Consider the following 11,722-nt stretch of genomic DNA (forward strand, 5'->3'; position numbering starts at 1 on the left):
GGCTTAGTTTTCTCTTTTCTTTAATAGTGATGCAAAGCGTTCCAATTCGCTTAAATCAGCGTCTATAGAATTTAAAAAATTCATCGCTTTAGAGTAGTAATCATCTATCAAAATATGAATGTGGCTTTGCATATCCATAGCATCATAAATGGACTTCACACGCTCTACTTTTTCCGTATCATTCATGGACTCTGAACTGTAAAGGTTTACCAACTCCATCTTGTGCTTACCCTCTGAAAGAGAAAGCGCTTTGAGATATAGACATGTTTTTTTATTGGCAATGATATCACCACCAACTTGTTTTCCAAAAGTTTGTTCATCACCAAAAACATCCAATAAATCGTCTTTAAGCTGAAAAGCGATTCCAATATTTCTACCAAATTCATACAGTGAGTCGGCTTGCTTTTCTGTAGCTCCACCGATAATAGCGCCCATCTTTAAAGATGCGCCTAACAAAACTGCCGTCTTATATTCTATCATTTTTAGGTACGAATCCATGCCTACTTCAGCCTGAATTTCAAAATCCATGTCGTACTGTTGACCTTCACAAACTTGAATAGCCATTTCATTGAATACCGATAAACACTTTGATAGCTGATCTGAGGGCAAATCGCACAAGTATTGATAAGACTGAATAAGCATAGCGTCTCCTGACAAAATAGCTACATTTTCATTCCATTTAGTATGTACTGTTGCTTTACCCCTTCTGACTGGCGCTTTATCCATAATATCGTCATGCAACAAGGTAAAGTTGTGAAAAACCTCAATGGCTAATGAAGGCTTTATAGCCTTTTGCATATCCTTATCGAATAGCTGATGTGCTAACAACAATAGTATGGGACGCATACGTTTTCCGCCTAATGATAATATGTATTCAATGGGCGAATACAAATCTGCAGGAGAGTTTGGGTATTTTAGCCCATACAATTCTTGCTCTACTAATGTTCTTAATTCATCTATAGACTTCATCTCTTCTTTAACAAGGATAGTAAATAATTTCCATAACCACTTTTCACTAATGGCTCTGCTAATTTCTGTAATTGATTGTCATCAATAAAACCCATTTTGTAGGCCGCCTCCTCAATACATCCTATTTTACGACCTTGTCGATCTTCAATAACTTGTACAAATTGACTGGCTTGCATAAGAGATTTAAAAGTGCCTGTGTCCAACCATGCAGTGCCACGACCTAAGGTTTGAACTTTTAACTTTCCTCTTTTCAGATATTCTAAATTCACATCTGTAATTTCATACTCACCTCTTGCTGAAGGCTTAATATTTTTGGCTATTTCAATAACGTCATTATCGTAATAATACAATCCTGGAACAGCAAAGTTAGACTTTGGATTTTTAGGCTTTTCTTCAATACTTATAACACTGAAGTTATCGTCATACTCAACTACTCCATAACGTTCTGGATCATTAACATGATACCCAAACACTAAGCCTCCGTCAACATCGGTACTAGATTGTAAAATTTGACTCTTCATATAAAAGATATTGTCACCTAAAACTAAACAAACTTTATCGTCACCAATAAATTCTTCTCCCAAGACAAAGGCTTGAGCTAATCCATTGGGCACTTCTTGTACTTTGTATTCAAAACGACACCCTAAAGACGATCCGTCGCCCAGCAACCGCTGAAAAACAGGCAAATCATGAGGTGTAGAAATAATCAGTATTTCCTTTATTCCTGAATATAGCAAGGTGGATAATGGATAATAAATCATAGGCTTGTCATAAACAGGAAGTGCCTGCTTACTCACCGCTAAAGTTAAAGGATGTAATCTAGTGCCAGATCCTCCGGCTAGGATAATTCCTTTCATTCGTTATTGTTCTTTATTGTTAATTCCTTTAATTCTATATCCTCTTCCTCGTCAAATACATCAAGTAAAGGGTCACTTATTGCTTCTTCAATAAGTGATTTTTCTAAACTCAACAACATGGCAGGCAAAACTACTAGATTAGACATTAAAGCAATTAATAATGTAATTGACACCAACAAACCTAAGGCTAGTGTACCCCCAAACTGAGAGGCTATAAAGATAAAAAATCCAAAGAATAAAACAATTGAAGTGTAAAACATGCTTACACCTGTTTCATTTATTGCGGCAACAACCGAGTCTTTAATATTGTTGTTTCTGTACTTTAATTCTTGACGGTATTTTGCTAAAAAGTGAATCGTATCATCAACAGATATACCAAAGGCTATACTAAAAACTAAAATCGTAGATGGCTTAATAGATATCCCAAAATAACCCATAATTGATGCCGTTATAAGTAGGGGAATTAAATTGGGAATTAAAGATACGACTACCATTCTGAATGAATTAAACATCCAAGCCATAAAGATGGATATCAATAAAATCGCTAAAAATAAACTGATAAAAAGATTTTTAACCAAATAAGTTGTTCCTTCTAAAAAGACTACACTGGCACCCGTTAAAATAACTTTATACTTTTCAGGATTAAATATTTCATCAACTTTCAAACGCAGCTCTTCTTTTAACTCCTTCATTCGTGAAGTGCCTATATCAGTGACGTTTAAACTGATTCGTCCTATTTGTTGATTTTCATCAACAAGAGCATTCATCCATTCGTTAGGTGATTCACTGTTGATAGTGTAATCTAACAACCATCTTTTCTCCTGAGAATTCGGCAAACGATAAAATTCTTTGTTGCCATTATAAATGGCTTGTTTAGAGTACTTAATGGGATCAATTATAGAAAGGGGGGTTGAAAGCTCATTGTAGAGTAGCAAGGTATCCGTTAATTGATCAATACGTTTTAAAGTTGATAGCCTAGTAATACCGTTCTTCCTGTGTGTATCGATAATTATTTCGAAAGGCATAACTGAACTGTAGTATTTTTCAAAAAACTTAATGTTTTTATAAAGCGTCGACTCTTGAGGCATATCGTCAGTAATATTTCCCGCTATACGCATCTGAAAAAGCCCGAAAATAGCTATTGAAATAATCACAATCGTTGCCGAATAAACAATGGCTCTTTTTTCAGTTACGAAGTAGGTTATTTTTTGAATCATACTATTTAACCAGTTTCTATCTAAGTGACTAGTATGACGTTTCTTAGGAGGCTTTAAATAGCTAAAAACTATGGGAATGAGCAATAAGGATAGAATAAAAACAGCAAAAATATTAATGGATGCGACTAAACCAAATTGTCGTAAATCTTTGCTCGAAGTTAGTATAAAAGTAGCAAACCCTAGTGCGGTAGTTGTATTGGTTAGAATAGTAATATTCCCTACCCTTCGTATCATCTGAATCAATGCTCGTGACTTATTGCCGTGCATCCTAAATTCATTATGGTATTTATTAATCAAGAAAATACAATTGGGCACACCAATAACAATTAAAAGAGGTGGTATTAAAGCAGTAAGAATTGTTATCTCATAGTTCAAGATACCAAGAGTTCCGAAAGACCAAACAACGCCAATTCCAACGACTACCATTGAAATTAGCATAACCTTGACAGATCTAAAGAAGAAAAATAAAATAATAGCAGTGACTAAAAGAGCTAAAAAGATAAATAAGCCCACTTCCTTACGGATCATTTCAGAATTAACAATACGTATATATGGCAATCCTGAATACAATACTTCCTTTTGTGTTGCAGAAGTATATATATTTCCTAAATCTGTTATTGAGTTAATCATCTTAACTCGTTTGCCACTTGTCACAAAGTCATTACTCAAAGAAACTAACATAAGCATGGCACTGTCGCTTATTAGTCTATCTTCATAAAATGGCAGTTCTTTTAAATTGACAACAGCCTTTTGTAAAGACGTTTGTGTTGTTATCTTATCAAATAGTGGTTCGATAAGTAACTTTTTTTCTTCTTTACTTTTCTTTAAATCAACTGCATCTGTGATGGAATAAACCTCTTCAACTCCAGGAATTGATTTAATACTATCTGCAAAATCTTGCCACGATTTAAAATTATCAAAGTCAAAAAAGTCGTCTGATTTGACTCCAATAATCATCACATTATCCTTTATGCCAAATTTTTCGACAAAGTAATTGTAATCTAGTTGAGCGTCAGAATTTTTGGGGAGCAAGCGAGCCATAGAATAGGAAAGACTTACATCAGATGACTTTTGTACCATAAAATACGTGGTCACTAATATCATCCATATGAAAACAGCTCTGTATCTAAGAATTACTCTGGCAATAGTTAACCACATAGTTTATTTATAGGGACTGCTAAATTAGTGATAAAATTCAGAGCCAAAAAAAAAGCTCGATGAAAAATCGAGCTTTTTTATCAATTGTTAAAATAGAGTTTATACAGTCAGTATTTCTTGCTCTTTATTGGAGAAGAAAGCATCAATCTTTGCAACAAACTCATTGGTTATATTTTGAACCTCTGCTTCTGAGTCTTTTAATACATCTTCAGAGATACCACTCAATTTTTTCAACTCGTCGTTGGCATCTTTACGGGCGTTACGTATACTAACTTTGGCATTTTCGGATTCTGACTTAGCTTGTTTTACAAGCTGGATTCTTCGCTCCTCAGTTAATGGCGGCACGTTTATAATAATCATTTCTCCATTATTCATCGGATTGAACCCTAGGTTGGCATCAATAATAGCTTTTTCCATTACTTCAAGCATACTTTTATCCCAAGGCTGAACAGAGATAGTTCTAGCGTCTGGGGTATTGATATTTGATGCTTGTGACAAAGGTGTTATTGCGCCGTAGTAGTCTATACTTACATTATCTAACATTTGAGGAGAAGCTTTACCTGCTCTAATTTTTGAAAAAGATATTTCCAAATGCTTTATGGCGCCATCCATTTGTTCTTTCGCACTATCTAATATAAATTCTATTTCTTCCATATTTTAAAATCTAAAAGTTAACTAAGGTGCCAACAGACTCACCTTGAAGCATCTTATATAGGTTTTGTTTTTTGTTAATATCAAAAACAACAATTGGTAATTTATTCTCATTACACAAAGTAAAAGCCGTCATATCCATTATATTAAGCTCTTTTTCATAAACTTCTTTGAATGTGATAGTGTCGTACTTGGTCGCTGAATCATCTTTTTCTGGATCCGCAGTGTAAATACCATCTACTCGAGTACCTTTCAAAATAACATCCGCTTCAATTTCTATAGCTCTTAAGGTTGCAGCTGTATCAGTAGTAAAGTAAGGGTTACCTGTCCCGCCACCAAATATGACAACTCTACCTTTTTGTAAGTGGCGCATTGCTCGACGACGAATAAAAGGTTCTGCTACCTGCTCCATCTTAATAGCGGTCAACAATCGAGTTTCAACGTCTGCTTTTTCTAAAGCTGATTGCAGAGCCATTCCATTAATTATTGTTGCCAACATGCCCATATAATCGCCTTGAACTCTATCTAGTCCTTGACCTTCAACCTGAACGCCTCTGAAGATATTTCCTCCTCCAATAACTACTGCTACTTCAACACCAAAATCTATTGCTGTTTTTATTTCATTGGCATAAGATGATAACTTTTCTGTATCAATACCAAATTGTTTGTCACCCATTAGGGCTTCGCCACTTAATTTTAAAAGAATTCTCTTATACTTCATAGTGCGCTAATTTAAGGCAAAAAAAAGAGAGTGAAAAACACTCTCTTAATAGATTTAGTTATAATTAAACTCCAAGTCCGACTCTTTTAAAGTCTGTGACCGTTAAATCTTTCTCAATTTTATTTAAATACTGAGATACTGGAGTCTTAGATTCTTTGATAAACTCTTGGTTCAGCAAGGTATTTTCTTTGAAGAATTTGTTCAAACGTCCCATTGCTATTTTTTCTAGCATTTCTTCAGGCTTTCCTTCCTGACGAGCTAAGTCTTTAGCTACATCAATTTCATTATCAATTGTTGCTTGAGACACGGATTCTTTATTTAGAGCAATAGGATTCATAGCTGCTACTTGCATAGCTATATCTTTACCCACCTGCTCATCAACAACAGCTGTAAGACCTACCAAAGTAGCTAAACGATTTCCACCGTGTATGTAAGCTGAAACTTGAGATGACTCTATAGTTTCGTATGATGATAAATCTAATTTTTCACCTATAACACCTGTTTGCTCGATAATTTTATCCTCAATAGTCATATCGCCAAGCATACATGCTTTTAAAGCGGTCAAATCAGAAGGCTTGTTAGCCATTGCTACATCTAAGAAAGATTTAGCTAATGAAATAAAGCTTTCATTTTTTGCTACAAAATCTGTTTCACAGTTTAGTGCAATTAGCGCACCAAATTGTCCGTCAGTAGCAGATAAAACTACACCTTCAGTAGCATCTCTATCTGCTCGTTTAGCAGCCACTTTTTGACCTGTTTTTCTAAGAATGTCAATAGCTTGAGCCATATCGCCTTCGGCTTCAACTAAAGCTTTTTTACAGTCCATCATTCCAGCACCGGTTTGCTTCCTTAGTGCATTTACATCAGCAGCAGTTATTTTTGCCATTTCGTAAAAGTATTATTAAGTTAATTTATTGTTTTATTTTTCTTCTGCAGGAGTTTCTACTTTCTTTTCTTCAGCAGTAGCCTGTTTAGCTTCAGCTTTAGCAGAGGCCGCAGCTTCTTTCTCTGAATTTCTTTCGGAAAGACCTTCTTGAATAGCGTCTGTTACAAGAGAAACTATTTTTTCTATTGAACGGCTAGCATCGTCGTTTCCAGGAATACAGAAATCAACTTGATTTGGATCAGAGTTAGTATCAACAATTGCAAAAGTAGGTATCCCTAATTTCTTAGCTTCTGCTATAGCAATGTGTTCTCTGTGAATATCTACCACAAATAATGCTGCAGGTATTCTGTTCATTGAAGCAATACTACCTAAGTTTTTATCCAGTTTATCACGTGTTCTTGACACTTGTAAACGTTCTCTTTTAGAAAGTGTATCAATTGTTCCATCGGCTTTCATTTTGTCGATAGAGTTCATTTTTTTAATTGCCTTACGGATAGTAGCAAAATTGGTAAGTAAACCACCAGACCATCTTTCTGTAATGTATGGCATATTCACTCTTTCAGCATGAGATGATACAGATTCTTTGGCTTGTTTTTTTGTTGCAACAAACATTACTTTTCTACCAGACTTTGCTAAGTGCTTAAGTGCAGCACAAGCGTGATCTAATTTTGTAATAGTTTTGTTAAGATCAATAACGTGAATACCATTTTTCTCCATAAAAATATAAGGAGCCATTTTGGGATTCCACTTTCTTGTTAGGTGTCCAAAGTGTACACCTGATTCTAATAATTCTTTGAAATTTGTTCTAGACATTTTTTAAATTGTTTACATTCATTAATTAACAATCACTTAGTAGTATGGTTTATAGTCTAAGTAATTTAGATACTAAACAATATCCTAAGATATTAACGCTTACTAAACTGGAATTTCTTACGTGCTTTCTTCTGTCCTGGTTTTTTACGTTCAACCATTCTAGGGTCACGAGTCATCAAACCTTCAACTTTAAGAGCTGGACGGTTTTCAGAATCTAGTTGACATAATGCACGAGAAATTGCCAATCGTATTGCTTCTACTTGACCAGTAATACCACCACCGCTTACATTTACTTTAACGTCAAATTTGCCTTCCATGTCAACTAAGCTGAATGGTTGGTTTAATTTATAAAGTAGAGTAGCTGTAGTGAAATACTTATCAGACTCACGATTATTTACAGTGATATTTCCTTTTCCTTTGCTCATGTATATACGAGCAACGGCAGATTTTCTTCTTCCAATGGTGTGTATTGTATCCATCGTTATAGTTTAATTTTTACTTCTTTGGGTTGTTGTGCTTCGTGCTTGTGGTCAGTGCCAGCATACACATGTAAGTTTGAATAGAGAGCGCTACCTAATTTGTTTTTCGGCAACATACCTTTTATAGCTTGGCGCACTAATGATGTTTGGTCTCTATCAAACAATTCTTTTGGAGAAATCCTTTTTTGTCCACCAGGATATCCTGTGTGCTTAAAGTGCTCTCTATCAGTCCATTTCTGTCCTGTCAAACGAATCTTATCTGCATTGATAACTACTACATTGTCACCACAATCTGCGTGAGGAGTGAAATTGGTTTTGTGCTTTCCTCTTAGCATAAATGCTACTTGTGAAGCCAAACGACCTAAAACCAAATCTTCAGCATTGACCAAAACCCACTGCTTGTTAGCAGTCTCTTTGTTTGCTGATACCGTTTTATAACTTAGTGTATCCACTATAAATTACTTTTATTATTAACACACTTTGAAATACCACATTCCAAAGGGTCGGCAAAAGTAGAACTTTATTTTAATTCAACAAAATTTTATTAACCATAATTAGTTGATAATTTTCATTTCACGACCAACCTTAGTAAATGCAGCTATGGCTTTATCTAGGTGCTCCTTGGTATGTGCCGCTGAAACTTGAACTCTAATCCTAGCCTGATCTTTAGGCACAACAGGGAAAAAGAATCCAATCACATAAATCCCCTCTTCTAGTAGTTTGTCAGCCATGATTTGCGAAGTTTTTGCATCATAAAGCATAACGGGAACTATGGGGTGAACGCCTTCCTTAATATCAAATCCAGCGTCAGTCATTTTACTTCTAAAGTAAGAAGTATTGCTTTCTAACTTATCTCTCAAATCAGTTGAGGAAGATAAGATATCCAACACTTCGATGGCAGAACCAACAATAGATGGTGCTAAAGAATTAGAAAAAAGATAGGGTCTAGAACGTTGTCTTAACATATCTATTATTTCTTTCCTACCTGAAGTAAACCCTCCCATTGCACCACCCAAAGCCTTACCTAAAGTACCGGTGATAATATCAACTCTGCCCATTACATTGTGATACTCATGAGTTCCTCGTCCTGTTTTTCCAACAAAACCTGTTGAATGACATTCATCAACCATAACTAAAGCATCATACTTTTCAGCCAAATCACATATTTTATCTAGCTGAGCGATATAACCATCCATTGAAAAAACACCATCTGTTACAATAATTCTGTTGCGCTGGGCTTGAGACTCTATCAATTTCTGTTCCAAATCAGCCATATCGTTGTTGTTATATCTGTAACGAGCAGCCTTACACAATCGGACACCATCAATTATGGAAGCATGATTCAATGCGTCAGAAATAATAGCATCTTCTTTACCAAACAGTGGTTCAAAAACACCACCATTGGCATCAAATGCAGCAGCATATAAGATGGTGTCTTCTGTTCCTAAAAATTCAGCTATTTTTTGTTCTAATGTTTTATGGATGTCTTGGGTTCCACAGATAAATCTTACTGAAGATAATCCAAAACCATGTGTATCTAAAGCATCTTTAGCGGCTTGAATTACTCGAGGATGTGAAGATAACCCCAAATAATTATTTGCACAAAAATTGACAACCTCATCACCTGAAGAGACACGGATATCAGCCCCTTGAGGAGTAACAATTGTCCTTTCATTTTTATATAGCCCTGAATCTTTAATTGATTTCAGTTCTTCTATTAATTGATTTTTTAATTTACCGTACATCTTATTAAGTATTTTTAGAAAAGAAAAAAGGGAGTTTCCTCCCTTTGTAAAAAATTAATTTTGAAACTTATACCACGCCTTGGTCTAACATAGCGTCTGCCACCTTGACGAAACCAGCAATATTCGCTCCCTTAACATAGTCAACGAAATCGCCGTCAGTGCCATATCTTACGCATGAGGTATGAATATCTTTCATAATTCGCTTGAGCTTTTCATCAACTTCTTCTCTAGTCCAATTCATTCTTAGAGAGTTTTGTGACATTTCTAAACCTGATGTTGCTACACCTCCTGCATTAGAGGCTTTGCCCGGTGCAAATAATATTTTTGCGGCCTGGAAGGCTTCAATAGCCTCTGGTGTAGATGGCATATTTGCTCCTTCAGAAATACAGATACAGCCATTAGCTATAAGTGTTTTTGCTTCCTCACCGTTCAATTCGTTTTGCGTGGCACACGGTAGCGCAATATCACAATTGACGGACCAAGGTCGTTGACCTTCAAAAAATTCACAATTAAATTTTTCAGCATATTCTTTAATTCTACCTCTTTTGACATTTTTTAAATCAATGACAAAGGCTAATTTTTCGGCATCTATACCATCTTCATCGTAGATATATCCTGAAGAGTCTGAAAGCGTAACAACTTTAGCGCCTAGCTGTGTAGCTTTTTCACAAGCATACTGGGCTACATTACCAGAGCCAGAGATAGCAACTACCTTATTTTTAAAATCTTGGTTTTTAGTAGCTAACATATTTTGAGCAAAATATACCGTTCCATATCCTGTAGCTTCAGGTCTAATTAGTGAACCTCCCCAATTAATACCTTTGCCCGTGAGAACGCCAGTAAACTCATTTCGTATGCGCTTGTATTGACCAAATAAATAGCCAATCTCTCTACCACCAACGCCAATATCACCCGCAGGAACATCCGTGTTAGGTCCAATATGACGGCTCAATTCAGTCATAAAGGATTGACAAAAACGCATAACCTCGTTGTCTGATTTTCCTTTAGGGTCAAAATCTGAACCTCCTTTTCCTCCTCCCATAGGAAGTGTTGTAAGTGAATTTTTAAACACTTGCTCGAAGCCTAAAAACTTAAGGATTCCCAAATTAACAGAAGGATGAAATCTCAATCCTCCTTTATAAGGTCCTATTGCTGAATTAAATTCGACTCTAAAACCTCTATTCACATGAGTATTTCCACTATCATCAACCCATGGAACTCTAAAAATAATAGTCCTTTCAGGCTCTACAATACGCTCCAATAGATTTGAAAATTTGTACTTAGGATTGTCTTCCATAAATGGAATTATAGCTTCAGCTACTTCTTGCACTGCTTGAATAAAAACGGGCTCATGACCATCCTTAGCTAATACATTCTGCATGAATGCATCTATTTTATCTTGGTGTTTTACAGACATAATAGTTAGTTATTTTTCGCCAACAAATGTATCATTTTTCAATATTCAAATGATTTTTTTTTGAAAATTTTGGACTAAAAAATAGCATATCATCAACTTTTTTAATGACCTAATCTAAACAGCTTTTACATGGTGTAAGTAGTACACTAATTTAATATAGGATGACTTTTTTGATATTATTCATGTTTGATTCTGTCTGATATTGTAAAAAATAAATACCTCGAGCAAAATTAATTGTCGATAATTGAAGAGTTTCAAGCTCATTTGAGTTTAATTCTTTCTTCCATATTATTTTGCCAGAAACATCGATCAACTGAAGTTTAGATTGATTTTCAGCTACGTCAAACTTTATATGTATTAAATCTTTAGCAGGATTGGAATACAGATGGAAGTTTGCGTGATTATATGACTTTAAGCCCACCGTTTGCACTGGCCTTGCGAGTGCCTACAACACTAATGATGGGTTTATCGTTCCACTCTATTTTTCCTTTACTAAACAACAAAATAGGTGCATCAACACATTGTTTTAATTGATATGGGTAATGTGAATCCCAAAATGACAATACTTCTATTTTATGTTTGTCTATGTAATTAATTTCTTCTTGAGCTCTTTTCAGAACAGTGGGGTTTTGTATTTCATTAGCTAAGGCACTCCCAATAGTTGGAATCTTTTTTAGATTAGAAATCTTCTCCTTAAATACGGCTTCTGGACCGCCACAATAAGCAATTAACTTTTTGGCGGTTACTGGACCAACACCTTTAATAAGTGAAAGCCCTAATTGAAAAACAAGCTCTTGTGACATGACATT

The 11,722-nt window shown here is 35.3% G+C and carries 13 protein-coding genes; all 13 read right to left on the reverse strand.

Translation table 11 applies throughout. From position 1 onward, the window contains the following. Nucleotides 1–3: 3 nt before the first annotated feature. Entirely contained in the window at nt 4–969 is a 966-nt protein-coding gene (locus P8I29_01600; GenBank protein ID MDG1916491.1) for a polyprenyl synthetase family protein, read from the reverse strand. Further along, nucleotides 966–1,826 (reverse strand): glucose-1-phosphate thymidylyltransferase RfbA, encoded by an 861-nt coding sequence (rfbA, locus tag P8I29_01605; protein ID MDG1916492.1) that lies wholly within the window; start codon nt 1,824–1,826, stop codon nt 966–968. Before rfbA ends, P8I29_01600 begins: the two co-directional genes overlap by 4 nt. Next, nucleotides 1,823–4,123 (reverse strand): MMPL family transporter, encoded by a 2,301-nt coding sequence (locus P8I29_01610; protein MDG1916493.1) that lies wholly within the window; start codon nt 4,121–4,123, stop codon nt 1,823–1,825. Before P8I29_01610 ends, rfbA begins: the two co-directional genes overlap by 4 nt. A gap of 177 nt (nt 4,124–4,300) precedes the next feature. After that, nucleotides 4,301–4,855, reverse strand: coding sequence for a ribosome recycling factor (gene frr / locus P8I29_01615; GenBank protein MDG1916494.1), 555 nt, complete (start codon nt 4,853–4,855; stop codon nt 4,301–4,303). A gap of 10 nt (nt 4,856–4,865) precedes the next feature. Beyond that, nucleotides 4,866–5,573: a UMP kinase gene (pyrH, locus tag P8I29_01620; GenBank protein MDG1916495.1), complete on the reverse strand. Its 708-nt coding sequence runs from the start codon at nt 5,571–5,573 to the stop codon at nt 4,866–4,868. 64 nt (nt 5,574–5,637) lie between these two features. Beyond that, the gene (tsf, locus tag P8I29_01625) at nt 5,638–6,459 is read right to left on the reverse strand and encodes a translation elongation factor Ts (protein ID MDG1916496.1); all 822 of its coding nucleotides are present in this window, start codon (nt 6,457–6,459) and stop codon (nt 5,638–5,640) included. A 33-nt stretch (nt 6,460–6,492) separates the two neighbouring features. Continuing rightward, a complete protein-coding gene (gene rpsB, locus P8I29_01630) occupies nt 6,493–7,272 on the reverse strand; it encodes a 30S ribosomal protein S2 (protein ID MDG1916497.1) in 780 nt (259 codons plus the stop codon). Nucleotides 7,273–7,364: 92 nt separating this feature from the next. After that, the gene (gene rpsI, locus P8I29_01635) at nt 7,365–7,751 is read right to left on the reverse strand and encodes a 30S ribosomal protein S9 (GenBank protein ID MDG1916498.1); all 387 of its coding nucleotides are present in this window, start codon (nt 7,749–7,751) and stop codon (nt 7,365–7,367) included. Between the two features lie 2 nt (nt 7,752–7,753). Continuing rightward, nucleotides 7,754–8,203, reverse strand: coding sequence for a 50S ribosomal protein L13 (gene rplM, locus P8I29_01640; protein MDG1916499.1), 450 nt, complete (start codon nt 8,201–8,203; stop codon nt 7,754–7,756). 102 nt (nt 8,204–8,305) lie between these two features. Beyond that, nucleotides 8,306–9,496: a glycine C-acetyltransferase gene (gene kbl, locus P8I29_01645; GenBank protein MDG1916500.1), complete on the reverse strand. Its 1,191-nt coding sequence runs from the start codon at nt 9,494–9,496 to the stop codon at nt 8,306–8,308. Between the two features lie 67 nt (nt 9,497–9,563). Further along, the gene (gene gdhA / locus P8I29_01650; GenBank protein ID MDG1916501.1) at nt 9,564–10,913 is read right to left on the reverse strand and encodes an NADP-specific glutamate dehydrogenase; all 1,350 of its coding nucleotides are present in this window, start codon (nt 10,911–10,913) and stop codon (nt 9,564–9,566) included. 151 nt (nt 10,914–11,064) lie between these two features. Further along, a complete protein-coding gene (locus tag P8I29_01655) occupies nt 11,065–11,334 on the reverse strand; it encodes a T9SS type A sorting domain-containing protein (GenBank protein MDG1916502.1) in 270 nt (89 codons plus the stop codon). Then, nucleotides 11,315–11,716 (reverse strand): DNA-processing protein DprA, encoded by a 402-nt coding sequence (locus tag P8I29_01660; GenBank protein MDG1916503.1) that lies wholly within the window; start codon nt 11,714–11,716, stop codon nt 11,315–11,317. The genes P8I29_01655 and P8I29_01660 overlap by 20 nt, the downstream gene beginning before the upstream one ends. Nucleotides 11,717–11,722 lie beyond the last annotated feature (6 nt).

It is taken from the genome of Flavobacteriales bacterium (genome assembly GCA_029248105.1).
Classification (GTDB): domain Bacteria; phylum Bacteroidota; class Bacteroidia; order Flavobacteriales; family UBA7312; genus UBA8444.